The sequence below is a fragment of the Brevundimonas sp. ALps5 genome, from assembly GCF_058681645.1.
The window spans coordinates 2,074,565-2,098,151 of the sequence record NZ_CM178744.1 but is presented as its reverse complement, the minus strand read 5'-3'; the positions used below and the strand labels follow the sequence as shown (position 1 = coordinate 2,098,151).

General features: G+C 67.9%; 25 protein-coding genes, 1 tRNA gene and 1 pseudogene. 12 read left to right on the top strand and 15 right to left on the bottom strand.

Annotation, left to right across the window (positions count from 1 at the left end; translation table 11 throughout):
• Positions 1 to 5: 5 nt before the first annotated feature.
• Together ACW172_RS10185 and ACW172_RS10180 are read left to right on the top strand one after the other, a co-directional pair.
• Entirely contained in the window at positions 6 to 1,481 is a 1,476-nt protein-coding gene (locus tag ACW172_RS10185) for a protein adenylyltransferase SelO family protein (protein WP_492031421.1), read from the top strand.
• A 313-nt stretch (positions 1,482 to 1,794) separates the two neighbouring features.
• The gene (locus ACW172_RS10180; protein WP_492031420.1) at positions 1,795 to 2,232 is read left to right on the top strand and encodes a DoxX family protein; all 438 of its coding nucleotides are present in this window, start codon (positions 1,795 to 1,797) and stop codon (positions 2,230 to 2,232) included.
• Here ACW172_RS10180 and ACW172_RS10175 read toward each other — a convergent pair.
• Entirely contained in the window at positions 2,195 to 2,389 is a 195-nt protein-coding gene (locus ACW172_RS10175; protein WP_492031419.1) for a DUF2256 domain-containing protein, read from the bottom strand. The genes ACW172_RS10180 and ACW172_RS10175 overlap by 38 nt on opposite strands.
• 50 nt (positions 2,390 to 2,439) lie before the next feature.
• On the opposite strand from ACW172_RS10175, the gene ACW172_RS10170 reads away from it, so the two are divergent.
• The 3 genes from ACW172_RS10170 to ACW172_RS10160 all read left to right on the top strand — a co-directional run bounded on the left by ACW172_RS10170 (position 2,440) and on the right by ACW172_RS10160 (position 6,070).
• Complete coding sequence (locus tag ACW172_RS10170; protein WP_207870485.1) at positions 2,440 to 2,952, top strand: MerR family transcriptional regulator; 513 nt, start codon at positions 2,440 to 2,442, stop codon at positions 2,950 to 2,952.
• Between the two features lie 3 nt (positions 2,953 to 2,955).
• Complete coding sequence (locus ACW172_RS10165) at positions 2,956 to 4,737, top strand: acyl-CoA dehydrogenase C-terminal domain-containing protein (protein ID WP_492031418.1); 1,782 nt, start codon at positions 2,956 to 2,958, stop codon at positions 4,735 to 4,737.
• Positions 4,738 to 4,906: 169 nt separating this feature from the next.
• The gene (locus ACW172_RS10160; RefSeq protein WP_492031417.1) at positions 4,907 to 6,070 is read left to right on the top strand and encodes an acyl-CoA dehydrogenase family protein; all 1,164 of its coding nucleotides are present in this window, start codon (positions 4,907 to 4,909) and stop codon (positions 6,068 to 6,070) included.
• Here ACW172_RS10160 and ACW172_RS10155 read toward each other — a convergent pair.
• The gene (locus ACW172_RS10155; RefSeq protein WP_492031416.1) at positions 6,067 to 6,714 is read right to left on the bottom strand and encodes a DUF3885 domain-containing protein; all 648 of its coding nucleotides are present in this window, start codon (positions 6,712 to 6,714) and stop codon (positions 6,067 to 6,069) included. The two genes, ACW172_RS10160 and ACW172_RS10155, sit on opposite strands and share 4 nt — an antisense overlap.
• A 74-nt stretch (positions 6,715 to 6,788) precedes the next feature.
• On the opposite strand from ACW172_RS10155, the gene ACW172_RS10150 reads away from it, so the two are divergent.
• Together ACW172_RS10150 and ACW172_RS10145 are read left to right on the top strand one after the other, a co-directional pair.
• The gene (locus ACW172_RS10150) at positions 6,789 to 7,211 is read left to right on the top strand and encodes a hypothetical protein (RefSeq protein WP_492031415.1); all 423 of its coding nucleotides are present in this window, start codon (positions 6,789 to 6,791) and stop codon (positions 7,209 to 7,211) included.
• Between the two features lie 19 nt (positions 7,212 to 7,230).
• On the top strand, positions 7,231 to 7,950 hold the full coding sequence (locus ACW172_RS10145) for a 16S rRNA (uracil(1498)-N(3))-methyltransferase (protein ID WP_492031414.1): 720 nt from the start codon (positions 7,231 to 7,233) through the stop codon (positions 7,948 to 7,950).
• Here the strand turns inward: ACW172_RS10145 and ACW172_RS10140 are convergent, their stop codons facing one another.
• The gene (locus ACW172_RS10140) at positions 7,951 to 8,538 is read right to left on the bottom strand and encodes a hypothetical protein (protein WP_492031413.1); all 588 of its coding nucleotides are present in this window, start codon (positions 8,536 to 8,538) and stop codon (positions 7,951 to 7,953) included.
• A gap of 188 nt (positions 8,539 to 8,726) precedes the next feature.
• On the opposite strand from ACW172_RS10140, the gene ACW172_RS10135 reads away from it, so the two are divergent.
• Both ACW172_RS10135 and ACW172_RS10130 read left to right on the top strand, forming a co-directional pair.
• On the top strand, positions 8,727 to 10,088 hold the full coding sequence (locus ACW172_RS10135; RefSeq protein WP_492031412.1) for a glutamate--cysteine ligase: 1,362 nt from the start codon (positions 8,727 to 8,729) through the stop codon (positions 10,086 to 10,088).
• A gap of 54 nt (positions 10,089 to 10,142) precedes the next feature.
• Positions 10,143 to 10,216: transfer RNA gene (locus tag ACW172_RS10130), tRNA-Gly, on the top strand.
• Between the two features lie 15 nt (positions 10,217 to 10,231).
• On the opposite strand, the gene ACW172_RS10125 is transcribed toward ACW172_RS10130, so the two are convergent.
• The 8 genes and pseudogenes from ACW172_RS10125 to ACW172_RS10090 form a co-directional block, all read right to left on the bottom strand.
• Positions 10,232 to 11,881 carry an FAD-dependent oxidoreductase gene (locus tag ACW172_RS10125; RefSeq protein ID WP_492034919.1) on the bottom strand — a complete coding sequence of 550 codons (1,650 nt, stop codon included), beginning with the start codon at positions 11,879 to 11,881 and terminating at the stop codon, positions 10,232 to 10,234.
• Positions 11,882 to 12,173: 292 nt separating this feature from the next.
• Positions 12,174 to 13,196, bottom strand: coding sequence for a TraB/GumN family protein (locus ACW172_RS10120; RefSeq protein WP_492034918.1), 1,023 nt, complete (start codon positions 13,194 to 13,196; stop codon positions 12,174 to 12,176).
• Positions 13,197 to 13,240: 44 nt separating this feature from the next.
• Positions 13,241 to 13,828 (bottom strand): hypothetical protein, encoded by a 588-nt coding sequence (locus tag ACW172_RS10115; RefSeq protein ID WP_492034917.1) that lies wholly within the window; start codon positions 13,826 to 13,828, stop codon positions 13,241 to 13,243.
• 4 nt (positions 13,829 to 13,832) lie between these two features.
• The gene (locus ACW172_RS10110; protein WP_492034916.1) at positions 13,833 to 14,021 is read right to left on the bottom strand and encodes a helix-turn-helix transcriptional regulator; all 189 of its coding nucleotides are present in this window, start codon (positions 14,019 to 14,021) and stop codon (positions 13,833 to 13,835) included.
• Position 14,022: 1 nt separating this feature from the next.
• Positions 14,023 to 14,481: a hypothetical protein gene (locus ACW172_RS10105; protein WP_492034915.1), complete on the bottom strand. Its 459-nt coding sequence runs from the start codon at positions 14,479 to 14,481 to the stop codon at positions 14,023 to 14,025.
• A 78-nt stretch (positions 14,482 to 14,559) separates the two neighbouring features.
• A pseudogene (locus ACW172_RS10100) lies at positions 14,560 to 15,789 on the bottom strand (DNA recombination protein RmuC).
• Between the two features lie 51 nt (positions 15,790 to 15,840).
• A complete protein-coding gene (gene recR, locus ACW172_RS10095; protein ID WP_492034914.1) occupies positions 15,841 to 16,458 on the bottom strand; it encodes a recombination mediator RecR in 618 nt (205 codons plus the stop codon).
• Complete coding sequence (locus ACW172_RS10090; protein WP_492034913.1) at positions 16,459 to 16,788, bottom strand: YbaB/EbfC family nucleoid-associated protein; 330 nt, start codon at positions 16,786 to 16,788, stop codon at positions 16,459 to 16,461. It lies immediately after the preceding gene.
• A 183-nt stretch (positions 16,789 to 16,971) separates the two neighbouring features.
• Between ACW172_RS10090 and ACW172_RS10085 the strand changes: the two genes are divergently transcribed.
• Entirely contained in the window at positions 16,972 to 17,583 is a 612-nt protein-coding gene (locus ACW172_RS10085; RefSeq protein WP_492034912.1) for a malonic semialdehyde reductase, read from the top strand.
• 135 nt (positions 17,584 to 17,718) lie between these two features.
• Here the strand turns inward: ACW172_RS10085 and ACW172_RS10080 are convergent, their stop codons facing one another.
• The 3 genes from ACW172_RS10080 to ACW172_RS10070 all read right to left on the bottom strand — a co-directional run bounded on the left by ACW172_RS10080 (position 17,719) and on the right by ACW172_RS10070 (position 21,315).
• Positions 17,719 to 19,566: a DNA polymerase III subunit gamma/tau gene (locus tag ACW172_RS10080; RefSeq protein ID WP_492034911.1), complete on the bottom strand. Its 1,848-nt coding sequence runs from the start codon at positions 19,564 to 19,566 to the stop codon at positions 17,719 to 17,721.
• 87 nt (positions 19,567 to 19,653) lie between these two features.
• The gene (locus ACW172_RS10075) at positions 19,654 to 20,505 is read right to left on the bottom strand and encodes an oxidoreductase (protein WP_492034910.1); all 852 of its coding nucleotides are present in this window, start codon (positions 20,503 to 20,505) and stop codon (positions 19,654 to 19,656) included.
• Between the two features lie 111 nt (positions 20,506 to 20,616).
• Positions 20,617 to 21,315, bottom strand: a complete 699-nt coding sequence (locus ACW172_RS10070; protein ID WP_492034909.1) for a sugar transferase — start codon at positions 21,313 to 21,315, stop codon at positions 20,617 to 20,619.
• Between the two features lie 317 nt (positions 21,316 to 21,632).
• Between ACW172_RS10070 and ACW172_RS10065 the strand changes: the two genes are divergently transcribed.
• Both ACW172_RS10065 and ACW172_RS10060 read left to right on the top strand, forming a co-directional pair.
• Positions 21,633 to 21,800, top strand: coding sequence for a hypothetical protein (locus tag ACW172_RS10065; protein ID WP_492034908.1), 168 nt, complete (start codon positions 21,633 to 21,635; stop codon positions 21,798 to 21,800).
• Between the two features lie 52 nt (positions 21,801 to 21,852).
• Positions 21,853 to 23,145 (top strand): bifunctional folylpolyglutamate synthase/dihydrofolate synthase, encoded by a 1,293-nt coding sequence (locus ACW172_RS10060; RefSeq protein ID WP_492034907.1) that lies wholly within the window; start codon positions 21,853 to 21,855, stop codon positions 23,143 to 23,145.
• 57 nt (positions 23,146 to 23,202) lie between these two features.
• Here ACW172_RS10060 and trxA read toward each other — a convergent pair whose 3' ends face one another.
• Positions 23,203 to 23,544 (bottom strand): thioredoxin, encoded by a 342-nt coding sequence (trxA, locus tag ACW172_RS10055; protein ID WP_207870453.1) that lies wholly within the window; start codon positions 23,542 to 23,544, stop codon positions 23,203 to 23,205.
• Positions 23,545 to 23,587: the final 43 nt, after the last annotated feature.

Sequence of the window (23,587 nt, the reverse complement as noted above, 5' to 3'; positions counted from 1 at the left end):
GCGCCATGCCCGTGACCTCCGCCTATCGCCCCGAACCGCGCTTCTTCGATCTGGGCGCCGAGTTTGGCGATCCGGTTCAGGCGGCGGACTTTCCCGAGACCCGGCTGCGCTATCGCAACGACCGGGCGGCGGCCTCGGTCGGGCTGGAGGGTCTGAGCGACCCCGAATGGATCGCCGCCTTCGGGCGGTTCCAGCCCCTGCCCGGCCAGCCCGGGCCGCTGGCCATGCGCTATCACGGCCATCAGTTCCGCACCTACAATCCCGACCTCGGCGACGGGCGCGGGTTTCTGGCGGGGCAGCTGCGCGACGACCGCGACCGCTTGCTGGATCTCGGGACCAAGGGCTCGGGCACGACCCCCTGGTCGCGCGCAGGGGACGGGCGGCTGACGCTCAAGGGCGGGGTGCGCGAGGTGCTGGCGGCGACCATGCTGGAAAGCCTCGGCGTCCCGACCTCGAAGGCGCTGAGCCTGATCGAGACCGGGGAGGCGCTGGAGCGCGGCGACGAGCCCTCCCCCACCCGGTCTGCGGTTCTGGTCCGGCTGCAGCACAGCCACGTCCGCTTCGGGACCTTCCAGCGCGCGGCCTGGTTCCAGCGCACCGACCTGATCGAACAGCTGGTCGAGCATGTCCGCGCCCTCTACCACCCGGAGGTCGCGCAAGGGGACGCGCCGGGCCTGCTGGCCGCCATCGTGGAGGCCTCGGCCCGGCTGACGGCGCGCTGGATCGCCGCCGGCTTCGTCCATGGGGTGCTCAACACCGATAATCTGAACGTCACGGGCGAGAGCTTCGACTACGGCCCCTGGCGGTTCCTGCCCTCGTACCAGCCGGGCTTCACCGCCGCCTATTTCGACCAGACGGGTCTTTATGCCTTCGCGCGCCAGCCGGAGGCGGTGTTCTGGAACCTGACCCAGTTGGCCGGCTGCCTGAAGCTGGTCGCCGACGCCGGGCCGCTGACGGACGTGCTGAACGGCTTCGGCCCCGCCTATATCCGCCACCTGCGCGCCGCCTTCCTGATGCGACTGGGGGTGAAGTCGCTGGGCGAGGCGGCGGACCAGCGCCTGACCGACTGCACCCTGGCCCTGCTGCGCGAGGGCGCCCAGCAGCCGGGCGCGCCCCTGCGCTGGGAGCCGCTCTTCTTCGACTGGTTCACCGGCTTCAGTTCCTCGGCCCGGGCCTTGGCCGGACCACGCGCCGCGATCTATCAGGGCGAGGCCTTCGACGCCTTCCGCTTCGCCCTGTTCGAGCACGAGCCGGACCGACCCGAGCGGCTGGAACATCCGATGTTCGCCGCCGCCGAACCGGAAGAGATGCTGATCGACGAGGTCGAGACCCTGTGGGCCGACATCGCCATGGGCGACGACTGGTCGGGGTTCGAGACGAAACTGGCCCGGCTGGAGACGGCGCGTCAGGCCTGGGGCTTCACAACGCCTGAGCGTCACCATATCCGGCTCCTATCCGGATCGGACCGTAGGCCAGCGTAAAGCCTACATTACGAATCCTTATGCATACTGTCACGGTTCGGCCCCGGAGAAGGTCGATGAAGCCGCCTGTTCAGTAAGCGTACGACCGGATCGAGACCGCGTCTCTGGCCCCCGATCTGTCGCCTGAAACACACGTTGATCGGCTAAGTCATCAGCTGATGTCTACGGCTGATGACATTTCTCGGTATCTGCGCCATATACCCCTTGCGCAAGCAGGACGGCGATCCGATATCGCGACTGTTGCAGATTACCAGTTCGCTTTCGCGTACGCATTCCTCCCCCCGTTACCTCTCTCTCCACACCAGGTCCCGCTATGGCCGCCACCTTCACGACCGCCTCCGTTTCGCGCCCGCTGACCGCGCGCGAACGCACCGCAGCCACCTACCGTAACCTCGCGCTCTGGACGCTGCAGGGCTGGATCGCGATGTTCTTCATCGCCGCCGGCTACGCCAAGATCACCGAACCGATGGACAACCTCGTCGCCCTGATGAACTGGCCGGCTTTCGTCAGCGAGAGCTTCGTGCGGGGCCTCGGCCTCGCCGAGATCGTCCTGGCGATCGGCGTCCTTGCCCCCCTGGCCTCGTGGAAGATCGGCCGCCCGATCCTGATGGTCGCCACGGCCGGTCTGGTCGCGCTGGAGACCGTCATGCTGGGCGTCCACGCCTTCGGCATGGATATCGGCCTGGCCCTGGTCAACGTCTTCCTGCTGGCCATCACCGTGCCGGTGCTGCTGGGTCGTCGCGCCCGCTGATCCCTGTCGATCGGCAACGGTCCGAACAGAACTTCACCTGATCCCAATCGCGCGCCCATTTTCGGCGCCAGACAAACGGTTTGCCGCAGGAGACGCAGGTCTTCTGCGGCAAATTGCGTTTGGCCACACCCGCGTCGTTGACGTGCTTTCGCGCCATCGAAACGAAAAACCTTCCCTTTACGTGCGCGTCAAGTTATGACGCTTCCCATGTCGACCGCCGACGATCATCGCACCTATTCCATTCGCCAGCTGTGCCGCGAGTTCGGGGCCACGGCGCGCGCCTTGCGCTTCTATGAAGACAAGGGCCTGCTGACCCCTGCACGCAAGGGCCAGACCCGCGTCTATGACGCACGGGACCGCGCCCGGCTCAAGCTGATCCTGAGGGGCCGCCGCATCGGCTTCACCCTTCAGGAGATCCAGGACATGCTGGATCTGTACGACCGCAACGACGGCAACATCCATCAGATGGCCATCGCCCTGCGTCGCCACCGGGCCCAGATCGAGGCCCTGAAGCAGCAGCGCGAAGACCTCGACGGCGCCATCGAGATGGCCGAGGCCGCCTGCGCGGCCATGGAGGAGCGGCTGAAGAACATCCGCCCCGACCTTCTGCCGGGCGCCGAGGAGTACGAGTCCATCGTCTCGGCGCGGATCGACCACGACCACCACCACTCCGACTTCGCGGGCCACCCCGCGCGTCACCCCTTCAAAGCAAGAGTGTAATCCATGGCCTACAAGGCGCCTGTCCGCGACCTCATGTTCATCCTGAACGAGGTCCTGGAGATCGATCGCTATACGAACCAGAACGGTTTCGAGGACATCTCCTCGGATCTGGTTCAGCAGATCCTCGAGGAAGGCGGCAAGTTCGCCGAGGAAGTCATCGCCCCGATCAACAACCCGGGCGACAAGGAAGGCTGCCACTGGAACGACGGCGTCGTCACCGGTCCGAAGGGCTGGAAGGAAGCCTATAAGGCGATGGTCGAGGCCGGCTGGCCCGCCCTGTCGGCGGATCCGGCCTACGGCGGTCAGGGCATGCCCGCCGTCGTCGGCATGGCCTTCGGCCAGTTCACCGCCGGCGCCTCGGCGGCCTTCTCGATGTATCCGGGCCTGACCGCCGGCGCCCACGCGGGCATCCACGCCAACGCCTCGGAAGAGCTGAAGGCCAAATACCTGCCCAAGATGACCACCGGCGAGTGGGGCGGCACGATGAACCTGACGGAGCCCCAGTGCGGCACCGATCTGGGCATGGTGCGCACCAAGGCCGTTCCGCAGGGCGACGGCACCTACAAGATCACCGGCCAGAAGATCTGGATCTCGGCGGGCGAGCACGACTTCGCCGACAACATCATCCACACGGTTCTGGCCCGCGTCGAAGGCGCTCCGGCCGGCATCAAGGGCCTGTCGCTCTTCCTGGTGCCCAAGATCCTCGTCAACGAGGACGGCTCGCTGGGCGAGCGCAACGGCGTCCGCTGCGGCGGCCTCGAGCACAAGATGGGCATCCACGGCAACGCCACCTGCGTCATGGACTATGACGAGGCGACCGGCTGGCTGATCGGCGAAGAAGGCCGCGGCATGAACAACATGTTCGTCGTCATGAACGAGGCCCGCCTCGGCACCGGCCTGCAGGGTCTGGCCATCGGCGCCGCCGCCTATCAGGGCGCCGTGGCCTTCGCCAAGGACCGTCTGCAGGGCCGCGCCCTGACCGGTCCGCAGAACCCGAACGGCCCGGCCGACTCGATCATGGTCCACCCCGACGTGCGCCGTATGCTGCTGGAAGCCCGCGCCTTCGTCGAAGGCGGCCAGGCCTTCATCCTGTGGACCGCGCTCCAGGCTGACCTGCAGGAATCCGCCGACGAGGCCACCGCCCAGAAAGCCAAGGACTACATGGGTCTGCTGACCCCGGTGCTGAAGGCCTATCTGACCGACAAGGGCTTCCACGTCGCCTCGCTGTCGATGCAGGTCCACGGCGGCTCGGGCTACACCGAGGAGTTCACGGCCAGCCAGTATCTGCGCGATGCGCGGATCACCATGATCTATGAGGGCACCAACGGCATCCAGGCCCTGGACCTCGTCGGCCGCAAGCTGCCGTCGCAGGGCGGTCGCGCCATCATGAGCTGGTTCGGCGACATCGACGCCTTCGTCGCCGAGAACGGCGCCGAGGGTCCGGTGAAGCCCTTCGTCGACGGCCTGGCCGACGCCAAGGCCAAGCTGCAGGACGGCACCATGTGGCTGATGCAGAACGGCCTGGCCAATCCGGACAACGCCGCCGCCGCCTCGACCGACTATCTGAACCTGTTCGGCATCACCGCCCTGGCCTTCCTCTGGGCCCAGATGGCCAAGGCCGCCCAGGCCAGGATCGACGCCGGCGACACCGACCCGTTCTACGTCACCAAGCTTCAGACCGGCCGCTACTTCGTCGAGCGCATCCTGCCCGACGCGGCGGCCCATCTGACCAAGATGAAGACCGGCGCCGACGTCCTGATGGCCATGCCGGCCGAAGCGTTCTGACGAAACACGTCTCCTCCCCGTCGCTTCGCGATGGGGAGGTGGCGCGGCGCTTCTTCAGCGCCGCGACGGAGGGGGTCTTTCCGTCACTCTGAAATCCGGCGGTGGCCAGAACCCCTCCACCGCTTCGCGGTCCCCCTCCCCATCTCAAGGGATGGGGGAGGAGATTGAAATGAACGTCATCACCACCCCCTCCCCCGACTTCATGCTGGAAGAGGAAATCACCCTCTTCTCGGACAGCGTCGGCAAGTGGATCGACGAACATGCGCCGCCCGAGAAGGTCCAGCAGTGGATCGCTGACTCCAGCGTCCCGCGCCAGCTGTGGAACGACGCCGGGGATGCGGGCCTGCTGACCCTCGCCATGCCCGAGGAAGACGGCGGCTTCGGCGGCGACTATCGCCACGAGGTCGTGCTGATGCGCCAGCTGGGCTGGAAGGGCGCGGACCACTTCGGCATCTCCCTGCACAACGCCATCGTCGCCCCCTATATCTGGCACTACGGCACCGAGGAGCAGAAGAAGCGCTGGCTGCCGCGTCTGCAGACCGGCGAACTGGTCGGCGCCATCGCCATGACCGAGCCGGGCGCGGGGTCGGACCTGCAGGGCGTCAAGACCACCGCCATCAAGTCGGGCAACGGCTATGTCGTGAACGGCTCCAAGACCTTCATCACCAACGGCCAGCTCGCCAATCTGATCATCGTCGTGGCCAAGACCGACCCGTCGCAGGGCGGCAAGGGCACCTCCCTGATCGTGGTCGAAACGGATGGGGCCGAAGGCTTTGAGCGCGGCCGCAACCTCCACAAGATCGGCATGGAGGGCAACGACACCTCCGAGCTCTTCTTCAATGATGTGAAGGTCCCGGCCGACAACATCATCGGAGGGGTCGAGGGCCAGGGCTTCATCCAGCTGATGCAGCAGCTGCCGCAGGAGCGTCTGAACATCGCCGTCCAGGGCGTCGCGGCGGCCGAGCGCGGCCTCGAACAGACCCTGGAATACGTCAAGGGCCGCAAGGCCTTCGGCAAGTCGATCCTGGAGTTCCAGAACACCCAGTTCAAACTGGCCGAGGTCAAGACCAAGCTGACCGTGGCCCGGGTCTTCGTCGACCACTGCATCGGCCTGCACCTCAAGGGTCAGCTCGACGCGACGACCGCCTCCATGGCCAAATACTGGGTCACCGACATCCAGGGCGAGGTCATCGACGAGATGCTCCAGCTCCACGGCGGCTACGGCTATATGAACGAATATCCGATCGCCCAGCTCTACAAGGACGCCCGCGTCCAGCGCATCTACGGCGGCACGAACGAGATCATGAAGGTGCTGATCGCAAGGTCGCTCTAGGGCGCGAAGGCTTTGTCCATCTGCGGCCTGTCCCAGTGGAGCAGCCAATCCCCAAAGCGCTCATATAGCGGACGGAGGACATCGCGTGTTGTCGCGATGACGTCCATGCCGCGATCATCGTAGACATGCAGGGCGGCGCCCGCATCGAAGTCGACGATGTAGGCGTCAAACAGACCCATTCCGCCCTTGGGCGAGATGGGCATCTCTGCGGCGACCACGCACCAGAGCACGGCCGCGATGAGGTTTGGATCGTTGGCGATCTCGATCTGGTGCCAGTTGTTCATGATCGGGTATTCGGGGTCGTCGTAGGGGTTCCGTAGCCTCTCGACCGGCCCCAACGGCAGCCGGAATCCCGCGCGAGCCAAGGCCAGCAGCGTCCGGCGGCGTCCGCTTCGCCATTCCATGTCTCCGGAGTAGCGGATGACTACAGTCAACCGTTCGGCGCCCTCGAACAGCGCCGCCGCAACCTGCCGGGACCGGTCCATCGCCTGCAAAAATCGAGGCGTGAGTTGATGTTGCATCGACAGATCCGCCCCCAGATCGAACCGCAGGGCGAAATCAGTCTGGTAGAAGAGGGCCTCCGGAAACTGTTCGAACCCGAAGACCTGTCTGATTCGCTCGCAGGGCGTACCCCGATCCATCATTCCACCATCACCTCAGCCAAGCAGTAGTGGCGATCACACTCGCCCACGGTCACGTTCCCGTCTAGCTTGCCGATATGGAACCGCTCTCTCCCGTCTACCTCTCCGCCATCGCCGCCCAGACCGGGGGGCTCAGCGCCTTTCTCGGCGGGTTCGCGGCGACGTTTCTGGGCACCTTGCTGGCGCTGAATGTGAAGGGGCGGACGGGGTCGCTGGCCATCGGCTTCTCCGTCACCTCTTCGGTCGCCTTCATCGTCGCCGTGGTCGGCTCGACCGCCACGGTGGCGGCCCTGCATCCGGACGGCCCGGCGGGTCGGGTGGGGTCGGCCGGGTTCGCCCAGATCGTCATGTCGATCGGTTTCGTCCTCGGCCTCTACGCCCTGCTGATCAGCCTCGGCCTCAGCGGCTGGTCGCGGTCGAAGGGCACGGGCTGGACGACCAGCATCGCCGCCGCCCTCGGCGTTGTCCTCGTCACCGGCATGGTGGTGAGCATCGGCTGAGGCGGCTAAGACACGCGACATGATCCGCCTCCACGTCACCTCTGAGCTCTCCGCAAACGCCGCCGTCGCCCCGACGCTGGATCAGTCGCGCTATCTGACCAATGTCATGCGCCTGTCCCAGGGCGACGAGCTGCTGATATTCAACGGCCGCGACGGCGAGTGGCGCGCCTCGATCGCCGAGACGCTCAAGCGCGGCGTCATCCTGAAATGCGAGGAACGGATGCGCGAGCAGACGGTCGCGCCCGACCTCGAACTGATCGTGGCCATGGTCAAGAAGGCCCGAGTCGAGACCATCGTGGAGAAGGCCGCCGAGCTGGGCGCCGCCCGGGTGCGGCTGGCGATCACCCGCCGGACCAATGTCGAGAAGGTCCGCCTCGACCGGCTGGACGCCATCGCCGAGGAGGCCGCCGAACAGACCGGGCGGCTGGACGTGCCTCCGGTCGACGATCCGATGAAGCTGGAGGCCATTCTCGACGGATGGGATCCGTCGCGCCGGCTGATGTTCTGCGACGAGACCGGCGGCGCGCCGGCCATTCCGGCCCTGACGGCGGCCGGTCCCGGTCCCTGGGCGATCCTGATAGGCCCGGAAGGCGGCTTCTCGCCGGAGGAAGGCGAGCGGCTGCGGTCCCTGCCCTTCACCACCGCCGTGTCGCTGGGGCCCCGCATCCTGCGCGCCGACACCGCCGCCATCGCCGCCATGACCCTGTGGCAGGCCGCGGTCGGCGACTGGGAGCGCTGATCAGCGTCTCGCGTACCGTGTCGCCGACAGGGTATCCGAAACGGCGCTGACCTTGGTGTCGATGAAACCCCGCGCGCGCATCAGGGCCCGCACCGGCGCCTCGCCGAAGGTGGCGGCCTTGCCCTTGCCGTGGATGATCCAGAGCGGAGCCGCCGAACCCACCGACGCCGCCAGCGCGGCGTTCAGCGCCTGTTCGTCAGCCGCGTGAAGGATCAGAAGCGCCGCCGCCTCGACCGCCGCGCGCTCGACGCCGATCAGCGCCCCGGCCAGTTCCGGCCCGCCGACGTCGCCCGCCGTCCAGACCGTCACCCCCGGCTTCATGCCCAGCTTGTCGGCCAGGGTCGGGAGGGGCTTCTCCAGCGCCGCCTTCCACTTTTCAGCTTCGGCCGCGCCCAGCACCAGTTCGAACGGCCCGCGCGGCCCCTGTCCGGTCAGGGCCTCGCCCTCGACCGCCAGCCCCGAGATTCCCTCGCGCGGAAGCGTCAGGGAGAAGGGCGCGCGCAGCAGGACGCCCTGGCTCTCCAGCAAGACCTTCGCCTCCTCGGTGCGCCCGTCATAGGTCACCGTCGTCACCGCCTCGCGTCCCATGATCCCGCTCCCGCGCCGTTTGACCGGCCAGAGCAAAGCAGCGACGGCCCCGGGTCGCAACCGGCGCCGGAAAATCGGCTTCGCATTCAATATCCCGCCATCTCGCCCTCCCCCCTTGAGCATGGCCGTATTCCCGCCCATCTAGCCGCGACAGGCGCCGCGCGATCCGGGGCGTCGAGGGGATATGCATGTCTGCTTCCGAGCCGCTGACCAAAGACCAGCTGATCGCCGTCATGGCCGACGGCGCCAAGCCCAAGGACCAGTGGCGCGTGGGCGCCGAGCACGAAAAATTCGGCTTCGACCGCTCCACCCTGCGCCGCCCGGCCTATGACGGTCCCGGCGGCATCCACGCCATGCTGACCGGCCTGCAGCGCTTCGGCTGGAGCCCCGTCGAGGAAGGCGGCCACCTGATCGCGCTCGAGCGCAAGAACGCCGAGGGCTTCTCGGCCTCGGTGTCGCTGGAGCCCGGCGGCCAGTTCGAACTGTCGGGCGCCCCTCTGCTGACCATGCACGACATCTGCAGCGAGACCGGCCAGCACCTGATGGAGGTCAAACAGGTCGCCGACCAGATCAACCTCGGCTTCCTCGGCGCCGGCTTCGACCCGATGTGGACCCGCGCGGACGTGCCGGTCATGCCCAAGGGCCGCTACGACATCATGCGCGCCTATATGCCGAAGAAGGGCAAGCTGGGCCTCGACATGATGCTGCGCACCTGCACCATCCAGGCCAATCTCGACTTCTCCGACGAAGCCGACATGGTCGCCAAATTCCGCACCTCCCTGGCGCTGCAGCCCATCGCCACCGCCCTGTTCGCCTGTTCGCCCTTCATCGAGGGCAAGCCCTCGGGCTTCCTGTCGGCCCGCGCCAATGTCTGGACCGACACCGATCCCGACCGCACCGGCATGATCGACTTCGTCTTCCAGGACGGCTTCGGCTTCGAGCGCTATGCCGACTATGCGCTGGACACCCCGATGTATTTCGCCAAGCGCGACGGGAAGTACATCGACGCCTCCGGCCAGTCGTTCCGCGACTTCCTGAAGGGCGAACTGCCCGCCCTGCCCGGCGAACTGCCGACGATCAAGGACTGGAACGACCACCTGACCACCCTCTTCCCCGAGGTGCGGCTGAAGTCCTATCTCGAGATGCGCGGCGCCGACGGCGGGCCGTGGAGCCGCATCTGCGCCCTGCCCGCGCTCTGGACCGGCATCTTCTACGACGCCCCGTCGCTGGCCGCCGCCTGGGACCTGTGCAAGGACTGGGACATTGCCGACCACGAGCGCCTGCGCCGCGACGTGACCCGTCTGGGCCTCAAGGCCGAAGTCGCGGGCCGATCGGTGCGCGACATCGCCGTCGACATGGTCGCCATCGCCTCCGCCGGCCTCAAGGCCCGCAACAAGCTGTCCGGCGGCATGGTCGACGAGCGCGGCTACCTCGCCGAACTGGAAGAGATCGCGGATTCCGGGATCACCCCTGCCGAACGCCTGCTGGCCCTTTATCACGGCGAATGGCAGGGCGACGTCAGCCGCATCTACCGCGACTTCGCCTACTGATGCGGATCAGGGCTTGAGCCCGGCGGCGTAATCGCTAGTTTGCGCCTCGCTTCCGCGGGCGTGATGTAGTGGTAGCCTGAAAGCTTCCCAAGCTTTTCGTGCGGGTTCGATTCCCGCCGCCCGCTCCAGCCTCCCCTTTCGGATCAAGCCTCCAGCGACGCCAGATACTGGTGGATCTGGCTGACCACCGCCGCCCCCTCGCCGACCGCCGCCGCGACCCGCTTGGTCGAGCCGGCGCGCACGTCGCCGATGGCGAAGATGCCCGGCCGGTCGGTCTGAAGCGGCAGGGCGACCGTGCCCCCGGTCTCGACGAAGCCCTTGTCGTCCAGCCCGACGCAGGCCTCCAGCCAGTCGGCATTGGGATCGGCGCCGACGAACAGGAACAGGTGCCGCATCGGGCAGACGTGGGTCTCGCCCGAGCGCCGGTCGCGGAAGACCGCCCCGGTCAGGCCGGTGTCGCCATCCCCCTCGAGCGCCGTGATCTCGGTGTGAACATGGATGCGCACATTGGGCAGGGCCGCGATCCGGTCGATCAGATATTTCGACATCGAGGCCTCCAGGCCCGGGCCGCGGACCACGAGGTTCAACGCCTTCACCTTCGAGGCCAGAAAGACCACCGCCTGCCCCGCCGAGTTGCCGCCGCCGACCAGCGCCACCTCCTCGCCGGCGCACAGCCGCGCCTCGACGGGCGAGGCCCAGTAGGAGACGCCCGAGCCCTCGAACGGGCTGAGGTTGTCGATCCCGGGTCGGCGATAGCGGGCGCCCGTGGCCACCACGACCGTGCGGGCCTGCACCGCCTCGCCGCTCTCCAGCTCCAGCCGGTGCGGCTTGCCCAGCCCGTCCGAGGCGCACTCCAGTCGTGCGACCTGCAGGGGAATGGCCAACTCCGCCCCGAACTTGAGCGCCTGATTATACGCCCGCCCCGCCAGGGCCTGACCCGAGATGCCGGTCGGGAAGCCGAGGTAGTTCTCGATGCGCGAGGAGGCCCCCGCCTGACCGCCGATCGCCCTCTGGTCCAGCACGATGACCGACAGTCCTTCCGAAGCCGCATAGACGGCCGTGGCCAGACCCGCGGGCCCGGCCCCGACGATGGCCACGTCATAGACCTTCGCCGGATCCAGCTCGGGCGTCATGCCGAGGCAGATCGCCGCCTCGGCCTCGCTGGGGCGCCTTAGCACCGTGCCGTTGGGGCAGACCATCAGCGGCAGGTCGGCATCAACGACGCCCAGCCGCTCGACCACGGCCCGCCCCTCCTCGTCGTTCTCGGCGTCCAGAAGGGTGTTGGGATAGCCGTTGCGGGTCAGGAAGCCCTGCAGACGCAGCAGGTTCGGATCTCCGGGATGGCCGACGAGGACCGAACCCGCCGCCCCGCCCTCGATCAGGCCGACGCGACGCAGGATCAGGGCCCGCATGACCACCTCGCCCAGTTCGGCCGCCCCGATCATCAGGGCGCGCAGGTGCGCCGTATCGATTGACAGGGCGGCGCAGCCGTCCGCGCCCGCACGACCTTCCGCTAGTGAGGCTTTGCCCGCGAGCTGGCTGACCTCGCCGGTGAACTGACCCGGCCCTTGAGTGACGACCGCCTTTTCGTGGCCGAGCCCATCACGTCTGACGATGACGATATCGCCCTCGAGGATCAGCCAGACCGGCGCCTGTTCCTCGCCGACAGCGAAGACCACCTCTCCGGGTGAGAACCGGCGCACAGGCCCGCTGGCGAAGCGCCGCGCCGTGTCCAGCTGGGCCGGCTCCAGCACCGGAAATCTCTGGGCGTAACGGGTGTCGGCTTCGGTCATCGCGTCCTCCGGGCGAAAGGACCGTTCGCGGATTTCAGCGGGGCGTCAACCGGCTGCCGTCAATGGCCGAGCTTACGACCAAAGTTAGGAAGCGATTCAGGGCGGACCAAGCTATGCCATGGGTGTCGGAACCAACCGACGCGCCGGGAGTCCCGGCACAGGGAGACGAAGCGAATGGACGGCCGCGCCGCAAAAGGGATCGCCTTCGCCATGCCGGTGTCGATCGCCGGCTGGCTGCTGATCATCGCCGTCGCCAACGCCCTCCTGCGCCTCTTCGCCCAATAGGCTTCGGCTACTCCCGCTCGACCTCGATCCCGCGGGCTTCCAGCATGGTCTGGACGCTGTCCGGGCCGGCCAGATGGGCGGCGCCGACGGCGACGAAGGCGGTGCCGGAACCGGCCAGCAGGGTCTGGATCTGGTCGGCGAAGCCCGCGTTCCGGTCGGTCAGCAGGGCCTTGTAGATGTCCGGCGCCTCATCCTTCATGTCTTCATTGGTGACCCGGTCCAGGGCCTCGACATCGCCCTTCGACCAGGCCTCGACCATGGCGTCCAGCTCGGTGCTGGCGTCGTCATAGTCCTTGAGGGTGGCGCGCAGGAACTCCAGCTGAATGTCCTGGGGCAGGTCGGCCAGAATGCGGATCTGTTTGTCCAGGGTTTCGAAACCGTGGATCGGCTTTTCCGCCGCCTCGGCCCGCGCCTTGAGCGTCAGCTCCACGCCGGAAGCCGGGTCGTAGCCCGCCTTCTTGAGCGGCGCCATCGACAGGGTCAGGCCCGCGTACCACGGACGGAAGACGTCCATCTGGGCGCCCGAGACGCCCAGCACCTGGGCCGCCGCGTCCAGACGCGTCATCTCCTCCGACGTCAGCTGGCTGGACAGGGGCGTGGCGGGCGAGACGCCGTACTGCTGGATCAGGGGAATGATGGCCGCGACGTCATCGGGGTTGGAAATCTCGAACCAGATATCCGAGGCGCTGTTGAAGGCGGCCGTGACCTTGGGCGACTCCCATTGCGTATTCGGGCGCAGGACGTGGACCGTGCCGAACAGATAGATGGTCGAATCCGCGTCCTTGATCACCCACAGGGCGGCGCCCCCCTCCGCCGCCGGCTCGGCCGCGATCGCTGCCGGGGCCGAGTTGACCGGCGCGAGGGCCGCCTCGGCGTGAGCCTTCGTGGCCCAAGGCGCCAGCAGGGCGGCGACGAGGGCGAGGCCGAGAGCGGTTCCGACCGCGAGCTTCGCCAGCCGCGCGGCGGGCTTCAGCGGCATCTGCTCCGGGAGTTTCTGCTCCAGGCGTTTCTCTGGGCGAGACAGGGTCATGGCTTATCCTTGGGGTCGCTTCGGGCGAGAGGATGGCGAAGGGATCAGTGGATGCCGCGGCGAGCGGCGGCGAGGGCCGAGGCGACGAAGTAAACGCCCATCAGGATGCCCATCATCCCCCAGGCGGTCAGGCCGTGGATCAGGCCCAGCCGTTCGGCGGCGGCGTAGAGGAACAGGGCCGACTGCAGGGCCCAGAAGGCCAGGGTCGCGGTCTCGGCCATGATCCGGCGCAGCATCTCGTCGGCGCGGCGCCAGAGCAGCAGGTTGGCGCCCGTCTGGACCGCCAGCATAACCGCCAGCCCCGCCCAGACCGCGCCGGGCGCGGCGATATGGGCGCCGACCATGGGCAGGAGCATCATCGCCCCGGCCAGCAGCATGACGAGGATCTGCAGGCCGCCACAGCCCTTCATGATGTCGGCGCCGCGCCGGGTGATCAGACCCACGGCGATGATGGCGGCCATGGCGAGGGGCGCGGCCCCGGCGCCGAGGGCCAGGGTATCCTCCCAGCCGCTGTTCATCTGGTCGGTCAGGGCGGCGATGCCGAGGCCGGCGGCCCCGCCGAGCAGGCCGAGGACGATGAAGCCGGCGATACGGACCGCGGGCGAGCGCGGAGTGGCGGGCGAAGCGGTCATGGTCTCACTCCGAAAAGATGGATTCGATGGGCTGGTCGAAGACCCGGGCGATCTTGAAGGCGAGCGGCAGGGAGGGGTCGTAGCGGCCCGTCTCCAGCGCATTGACGGTCTGGCGCGACACGCCGAGGTGCTCGGCCAGATCGGCCTGGCTCCAGTTTCGCTCGGCGCGAAGGACCTTGAGGCGATTGTTCATCTCAACCCCGCGACCGCGCCAGCCACCAGACGGCCCAGGCCACGCCGTAGCCTCCCACCTGGAGAAGAAGCACGGTGACGACGGCCAGCCGGATCCCGTCGACCTGTGACAATGACGCCAGCCCGCCGGGCAATCGACCGTCGGCGTCGCCGACAATCGACAGTCCGATGATGCCGAGACCGCCGAGCAGGGTGCCGGCTGTTCCGCCCCACCACCACGCCCATTTGTGAGCCTCGCGCGCCGCCTCATCGAGCCCGTGCCACCACAGCAGACAGATCCACACGGTCAGGGCGACAGCCACCGCCGTGACGATCGCGGCGGCGGCGATGCCGATGCCGCCCAGGTTGAGGGTGAAGCCGACGATCCCGGCCGCGACGGCCCCGATCAACCCGCTGGCGGCGAGCGCGGCGAGATAGGTTCTCAGCGGCGCCTTTCGCCCCATAGCCTGCAGATTGACCATGACAAACTTCCCCGTCGACAAGACAAGGGTGTTTTACATCGGGCCGCCAAACTGTCAAGCGACCTTGTCACCGAGAGGTCAGATCAGCTTGCGGTCCTCGTCGGAGGCGATCAGCTCGGGGCGGCTGATGCCGCGCGGCGACTGATCGATGGCGGCCAGCTCGGGCAGGTCGCGGCCCTCGTGGTCGACCTGCAGGTCCTCGAAGCGGCGGGCCTGAACCATGACCTGGCTCTCCAGCGAGCCGACGAACTGGTTGTAGCGGCCGACGGCGGCGTCCAGCGCCTTGCCGACCGAGGCGGCGTGCCCGCCCATGGCCGAGAGCCGCTTGTAGAGTTCCTTGCCCAGACGGGCGACTTCGTCGGCGTTCCTCGACTACTCCTCGGCCCGCCAGCCGTAGGCCACGGCCTTGCACAGGGCGAACAGGGTGGTCGGGGTGACGATGACCACGCGCGATTCCATCGCCTGGGTCATCAGGTCCGGCTCATGATCCAGCGCCGCCGAGAGGAAGGCGTCGCCGGGCACGAACATGGCCACGAAGTCGGGGCTGGGCCTGAACTGGTCCTGATAGGCCTTGGACGACAGCTGGCGCACGTGGGTCTTCATGCTGGCGGCGGTCCGCAGCGACGCGGCGCGGGCCTGGGCCTCCTCGTCGCCGTCGGATGCGTCGGCGAAGGCCAGCGACACCTTGGCGTCGATGACGAACATCCCGCCGCCGGGCAGTTTGACGATGAAGTCCGGCCGCGACTGGCGGCCCTCGTCGTTCATCTCGGAGGTCTGTTCGGTGAAGTCGAACCGGCCCGCCATGCCTGCCGCTTCCAGCACATTGCGGCAGGTCTGTTCGCCCCAGCGCCCACGCCGGCCGGTATTGCCGCGCAGGGCCTCAGTCAGGCGCCGCGCCTCGTCGCGGGTGGCGGTCGAGGCGGTCATCAACAGGGACAACTGCTCCTTCAGCCCGCCGGTCTCCTCGGTCCGCGCCTTCTCCAGCGCCGAGACATGTTCCTGAAACTTGGTCAGCTGTTCCGAGACCGGCTTCAGTTGAGCCTCGATCCGTTCGCGGGCGAACCGGTCCTGCGCCTGGAAGGTCTCGGTGGCGCGGGTGACCATCTGGTCGGCCACGGCCTGGGCCGACTGGGCCGCCTGTGCCTTCATCAGATCCGCAAGCGTAGTGCGGCTCTCTTCGACGAGGGCGATGCGGTCATTGGCCGAGGTCAGGGCCGCATTGGCCTTCTGCCAGCCCATGAAGGCCCACAGAAACGCAAGCCCCAGCACAAGGGCGAGGCCGGCAAGGATCGGGATCAGCATGTTCATGCTCCGTTCCTAGACGGAGTCGGGGCCGGCGAAAAGAACCCCGCAACGAACCTAGGCCGGTCGTCTGGCCCGAAGCGCCTGAACGATGGTGCCGTCGTCGAGCCAGTCGAGGTCGCCGCCGACGGGAACGCCGCGCGCCAGGGAGGTCACCTCCACCCCGCTGCCCGTCAGCCGTTCGGCGAGGTAGTGGGCCGTGGTCTGACCGTCGACGGTGGCGGGAAGGGCCAGAACGACCTCGCGCACCCCCGCTCCCGTCTCATTGCCCGCCTTGGCCCGACCGACCAGTTCGGCGACGCGCAGGGCTTCGGGGCCGATCCCGTCGAGCGCCGACAGCAGTCCGCCCAGTACATGGTATTTGCCGCGAAACGCGCCCGACCGCTCCATGGCCCAAAGGGCGCCGGCCTCCTCGACCACGCAGATCAGGCCGTTGTCGCGGTTGGGGTCCGAACAGATCGAGCAGGGATCGCGCGTATCCGGCGTGCCGCAAACCGAGCAGGAGACGACCTTTTCCGCGGTCTCGGCCATGGCGGCGGCGAGGGGCAGCAGCAGCTGTTCGCGCCGCTTGAGCAGTTGCAGGGCCGCACGTCGGGCAGAGCGCGGCCCCAGCCCCGGCAGCTTGGCCAGGAGCGCGATCAGGCGTTCGATCTCGGGTCCGGCGGAGGCGGCCAACTAGAACAGCTTCGGCATGCCGGGGATGTTCATTCCAGCCAGGGGGCCGGCGGCCTGACGCATCAGCTCGCCATTGATCTCGTCCAGCCTGCGCTTGGCGTCGGCGTGGGCGGCGACGATCAGGTCAGCCAGGATCTCGCCCTCGCCGGGGACCAGCAGGCTGTCGTCGATCTTCACCGAGGTGATCTCGCCGGCGCCCTTGAGGGCGATCGTCACGAGGCCGCCGCCCGAGGTCCCCTCGGCGGTGGTTTCGGTCATTTTGGCCTGGGCGTCCTGCAGCTTCTGCTGCATCGCCTGGGCCTGTTGCATGAGGGCGTTGAGGTCAGTCATGGCCCCTAGATAGGACGAAGCCGGCCATAGCGACAGAGGGGTGCAGACCGGAGCCTCCGCTCTTGCCAAATCGGCGGCGTTCGCCCAGCGAAACCCAGAATTGCCAAATCCTTGCTTGCAGTGCGGACAAGGAGGCCTATTTTGCAACCACGATTGTTGCTGTTTAGATCAGGACGCCTTCCAATGGCCTATGACGCCTCCACCCGCGACGCCGCGCTCGACGAGACCGCGCTCGCCCAACTGTTCACCGAAGCCCGCACCCGCAACGCCTTCAGCGACCGCCCGGTCACGACCGAGCAGCTGCAGAAACTCTATGAGCTGACCAAGTACGGTCCGACGGCCGCCAACAGCACCCCGGCCCGCTTCCTGTTCATCACCTCGCCCGAGGCCAAGGCGCGCCTGGCGCCCTTCATGTCGGAAGCCAACCGCGCCAAGACGCTGTCGGCGCCGGTCAATGTCGTGGTCGCCTTCGACAACGACTTCCATGAACACATGCCCCTGCTGTTCCCGCACAACCCGGGCGCCAGGGACTGGTTCGGCGACACCGAGGCCCGCAAGGGACCGGGCGTGCTCAACAGCTCGCTGCAGGCCGGCTATTTCATGATCGCCGCCCGCGCCCTGGGCCTCGACGTCGGCCCGATGATCGGCTTTGACGCCGCCGGCGTGAAGGGCGAGTTCCTGGCCGACAGCAGCTGGGTCCCGTCCTTCGTGATCAACCTGGGCTACGGCACCGACGAGAACCTGTTCCCGCGCTCGCCGCGTCTCGACTTCGACACCGCCGCGAAGATCCTCTGATCTAATCCTCCCCCTTGGGGGAGGTGGCGCGGCGCGCTTGCGCCGTGACGGAGGGGGCTGAACCCACAAACAGCGTAGGGGGCCAGCCCCCTCCACCGCTTCGCGGTCTCCCTCCCCCGTTGGGGGAGGATCACCTCAGTCGTCGTCGTCCTCGTCACCCGGCTCGTCCGGGATCGAGGGCAGGGCGACCTTGGGGGCCTCGACGATGTTGGCGATCACCGTTCCCGGGAAGGCGGCCATGATGGAAGCGACGAAGGGATCGGCCTCGACCTCGGCGCGGACGGCGGCGACCTGACGCCGGTTGACCTCGATGACCGTCTCGCCGCCGCCTTCGCCGTTGGCGATCACGAACCACTGCCGCCCGGTCCATTCCTTCAGCCGCGAGGACAGCTTGTTGGCCAGATTGGCCGACATGCCGGCGACAGGCTCGAACGTCAGGCGGCCGGGTGCGAAGGAGACCGGGCGAACATAGCGTTCGATCTCCATCTGCAGCGCGATCTCACGCTTCTCCCCGACCAGTTTGACCACGTCCTCGAAGCTCTGCGGGTTGGCCAGAACCGGCGCCGCCGGGCGCGGCGCCAGGGCCGCCGAGGCGCCGCCGCCTCCCCCGCCGCCGCGCGGAGCGCCGCCACCCGAACCGGGCGACAGAGGCTCGCCGTTCTGCAGCTTCTTCAGCGCATCCTCGGGCGCCGGCAGGTCGGCGGCATAGGCCAGGCGGACGATGATCATCTCGACCGCATCCGCCGGGCTCGGCGCGCGCCGCACCTCCTCCAGACCTTTCAGCAGCATCTGCCAGGTGCGCGACAGGGTCCCGGCCGAGATCGCGGCGCCCATGGCCGCCAGGGTCTTGGCCTGATCAGCGGGCAGGCGCGTCGCGTTCGGGCCCAGCATCTTGGCCACCGAAGCGGCGTGGCAGTGCTCCAGCAGGTCGTTGGTCACCTGAATGGGATCCGCGCCATAGCCGTACAGCGTCCGGAAGGTCTCCAGCGCCTCGGGCGTGCGGCCGCCCATGATCTGTTCGAACAGGGCGATGGTCTGGGACCGGTCGGCCAGACCGAGCATGTCGCGCACGATCTCGGTCTTCACCGTCTCACCACGCTCGCCCTGGACCAGGGCCTGATCCAGCAGCGACAGGCCGTCGCGAACCGAACCCTCGGCGGCGCGGGCGATCAGGGCCAGGGCGTCGTCCTCGACCTTCATCCCCTCCTTCACCGCGATCCGGCCCAGATGTTCGACCAGAACCTCGGGCTCGACGCGGCGCAGGTCGAAGCGCTGGCAACGGCTGAGGATGGTCACCGGCACCTTGCGAATCTCGGTGGTGGCGAAGATGAACTTCGCGTGCGGCGGCGGCTCTTCCAGGGTCTTCAGCAGGGCGTTGAAGGCCTGGTTGGACAGCATGTGCACCTCGTCGAGCACATAGACCTTGTAGCGGGCCTCGACGGGGCCGTAGCGGACGCTCTCGAGGATGTCGCGGATGTCGTTGACGCCCGTATGGGACGCCGCGTCCATCTCCATCACGTCCATATGCTGGCCGGCCATGATGGCGGCGTCGTGGACGCCGTGGGCGCTGAGCTCCAGCGACGGGCGGTCGATGACGTCGGTCTGGTTGTTCAGGGCCCGGGCCAGCAGGCGCGCGGTCGTGGTCTTGCCGACGCCGCGAACCCCCGTGAGCATGAAGGCGTGGGCGATCCGGCCCGTGGCGAAGGCGTTGGTCAGGGTCCGGACCATGGCCTCCTGACCGATCAGGTCCTCGAAGGTGCGCGGCCGGTATTTGCGGGCCAGAACCGTATAGGCCTCACCCTCGCCCTCGACGGGAACCGGGGTGCTGACGGGAACAGGCGTCGGAGCAGGGACAGCGGCGGCCGGGGCCGCGACGGGCGCAGGCACAGCCGCCGGCGCGCCGAACATGTCGTCGGTGTTTTCGTCCCGCTCGGGCAGGTCCTCTTCCCAGGGGGGACCGGAATCAAGGTCGACATCGCTCATGCGGCGAACCTACCGCGAACGCCCCGGTGGAAGCGACTCAAAGAAAGCGGATCGGCCGCACAGGACGGGGATGATGTCCGGGGGCGCCTACTGCCCCTCGGGGAAGTCCGCGCCCTCGGTGACCTCGGCCCAGGCGTCGAAGTCCTTCTGCATCATCTCGATCTTCTGGCGGCCCATGGCCAGCGCCGTCTTGCCCAGCAGCAGGCGCAGCGGCGGGTCCTCCGTCTCGACCGCCTGGATGATGGCCGCGACGGCGCGCCTGGGGTCGCCCGGCTGGGCGCCGGAATAGCCCCGGATGGCGGCGCGGCGGGCGCCGGCGGTCTCGGCGTAGTCGTCGATGGTGATGCTCGATTCATTGGCCGAACGCCCGGCCCAGTCGGTGCGGAAGCCCGAGGGCTCGACGATCAGGACCTTGATGCCCAGCGGCGCCACCTCGGCGGACAGGGCCTCGGACAGGCCTTCGACCGCGAATTTGGTGCCGTTGTAGTGGCCCACCGCCGGGAAGCCGCGCAGCCCGCCCATGGAGGAGACATTGACCACCGTGCCCGAGCGTTGCGCCCGCATGCCCGGCAGGACCAGCTGGGTCATGCGGATCAGACCCCAGACGTTGATCTCGAACATGCGGCGGACCTCGGCCTCCTCCGCCTCCTCGATGGCCGCGAAATAGCCGATGCCGGCATTGTTCACGAGGACGTCGATGCGGCCGAAGCGCGCCTCGGCCGCCTTCACCGCCGCCTCGGCCTGACCGGCGTCTGTGACGTCCAGCTTCAGGGTCAGGACATTGTCGCCGCCCGATGCGGCCAGATCGGTCAGGTCGTCGGGATTTCGGGCGGTGGCGACCACCCGATAGCCCCTGTCGATCAGGGCGACGGCCAGTTCGCGGCCGAAGCCGGTCGAACAGCCGGTGATGAACCAGACGGGGGAAGCGCTATCGGTCATGGGAGATCTCCGGGAAGGAGACGTTCAATTGGGAAGACGACCGTGGCCGTTCAACTTGGCCGTTGATCCATCGGTCGAAAAAATCATCGCCAGAAATCCCGGCGAACCGCCTCAGTAGGCGTTGACGCGCTTCACCAGCATGGGAACGGTGCGCACGATCAGCATCAGGTCGCTGCGGAACGACCAGCTGGCGGCATAGTGGCAGTCGGCGTCGATCCGACGGGCCATGCAGTCCAGATCGTGAATCTCGCCGCGCAGGCCCTGAACTTGGGCGAAGCCGGTCAGGCCCGGACGCACGGCGAAGCGGTCGGTGTAGCGCGGCAGAAGGGCGCCGTAGTGGGCGTCGTGGGCCAGGGCGTGCGGGCGTGGCCCCACCACCGACATGTCGCCGAGCACGATGTTGAACAGCTGCGGCAGTTCGTCGAGGCTGGTCTCGCGCAGGAAGCCGCCGATGCGGGTGACGCGCTTGTCGTTCTTGCTGGCGTGTTTGATGACGTCGCCATCCTCGGTCACCGTCATGGTGCGGAACTTCATGATCCGGAACACCTTGCCGCCCTGGCCGGTGCGGCGCTGGCGGAACAGGACCGGGCCCGGCGATTCAAGGGCGACGGCGACGGCGATGGCGATCAGGGCCGGCGCCAGGACGATCAGGGCCGACAGGGCGCAGAACACGTCGAACAGGCGCTTGAGCACCATCGACAGCCGGCGGCGGGCGGTGATCACGGGAGCGACGGAAACGGCGATGACGCCCGGCCCCGAAGGAGCCGACCGGGAGGTGGGACGCAGATCGGACGACACAGTGTCGAACATGCCCCTCGCTAAACCCCTCACGCGCCAAAACCAGTTACCGACATGTTAAGCGGCGCCCGATGGTGCAGTGCAAGACGAATCCCGCAGGCGACGAAAAGAACGAGGGTATGTTACAATTGGGGCACAGTCCGCGAACAGCAAAGCCTCTGAAAAAACACGCATTTTCAGCCTTGCCGTCCCATTTTTGGAATGCTTCTCCAACCGGTTGAAGAGGCCGGAAAAGGTTAACGTCGACCGGTCGCGAGCTTAACCACGCCCTTTACGAATATCTCAATGTCGTGACCCCAGGATGACCTCGTGTTGGGGAGTTCTGTCTGATGCGGGCATCCGCCGAAAAACTGCATGTCGGGTTCGAGGCCGCTCCGGCGGTCGTCGCAAAGCGCCGTCCGCGCATCGCCCTGACCTCGCCCCTGATCGCCTTCGGCGCCGCCGCCCTCGGCTCGGTCGCCGTCTGGGTCGGCGTCTTCAAGCTCATACTCGGCTAATACCGACCTTCAGGCGTAGGCCATCCAGGCGCGAATTGCGCTAGGGTGAGCCATGGACCCGATTTCCGAACGCCTGCGCCTGCGCCACCCGCAGAAGATCGACCTGTCGCTGGACCGGATGCGCACCTTGTGCGCCGTGCTCGGCGACCCCCAGCTGCGCCTGCCCCCCGTCATCCATGTGGCCGGCACCAACGGCAAGGGCTCGACCGTGGCCTTCATCCGCGCCATGGCCGAGGCGGCGGGCCTCAGGGTTCATGCCTACACCTCCCCTCATCTCGTCCGCTTCAATGAGCGCATCCGCCTGGCCGGCCGGCTGATCGAGGACGACCAGCTTGGCCCCATCCTCGACCGCATCGAGGCCGTGCGCGGGGTCGAGGCCACCGTCTTCGAAAGCACCACCGCCGCCGCCTTCGTCGCCATGGCCGAGACCCCGGCCGATCTGGCCATCGTCGAGGTCGGTCTGGGCGGAACCCTCGACGCCACCAACGTCATCGAGCGCCCCCTGCTCAGCGTCATCGCCCCCGTCGACCTGGACCATGCGGAGTTTCTGGGGACCTCCATCGCCGGCATCGCCGCCGAAAAGGCCGGAATTCTCAAGGCCGGGGCCCGCGGCATCGTGGCGCGACAGTCCGAAGAGGCCATGGCCGTCATCGAGGCCGTCGCCGCATCCTCCGTGAACGGACGAACCCCGTCGCCCCTGACCGTCATGGGGGTGGACTTCGACGCCTGGGCCGAGCGAGGCGGCATGGTCTATCAGGATCAGGAGCGCTTCCTCGACCTGCCCGCCCCCGCCCTTCCGGGCGCGCATCAGATCGACAATGCCGGCCTGGCCATCGCCGCCGCCCTGGAGCTGGACCTGCCTGAAGCCGCCATCGCCGAAGGTCTGCGCCGCGTCGTCTGGCCCGCGCGGATGCAGAGGCTGACGGCCGGCCCCTATGGCGAGATGGCCAGGGCGTCGGAGGCCGAGCTCTGGCTGGACGGCGGACACAACCCCCATGCGGCGGAGGCCCTGGCCGCCGCCATCGCCGCGCGCGAGGCCCGGGCGCCGATGCCGCTGGCCCTGATCGTCGGCATCCTGGCCAACAAGGATTCCGCCGGCTTCTTCGCGGCGCTCAAGGGCTCGGGCGCCCATGTCTTCACGGTGGGCTTCGAGGGAGCCGCGGCCGAGCCCGAGGCCCTGGCGGCCGTGGCGCGCGGTCACGGCCTGGGCGCCCAGGCGGCCCCGTCCGTCGAGGCGGCGCTGGAGCGGGCGCTCCGGCTCGGCGCCGGCCGCGTGGTGATCTGCGGCTCCCTCTATCTGGCCGGCGAGGTTCTGGGCGCCGCGCCGGAAACCTGGCCCACATAGCAAAACGCCCGGCGGTCGCGGGACCGCCGGGCGTTCGCACTCAATGGACCGAAGGCTTCAGGCGGCGGTCGAGGCCTTGATGCCGCTCTCGGCCAGCCATTCGACGATCTTGCCCTTGGGCATGGCGCCGACCTTCAGCGAGGACAGCTGGCCGTCGCGGAACAGCATCAGGGTCGGAATGCCCTTCACGCCCAGCTTGGACGGGGTCATCGGGCTGTCGTCGATATTGACCTTGGCGATGGTCACCTGACCGTTCAGTTCGTCGGCGATCTGCTCCAGGGCCGGGCCGATCTGCTTGCAGGGGCCGCACCACTCCGCCCAGAAGTCCACGAGAACCGGGGTGGAGGATTTCAGGACGTCGGCGTCGAAGCTTTCGTCGGTGACTTTCACAGTCGCCATTTCAAGGTTCCTTCAGGCGCGAAAGGCGCGCGGTTGATGCGGT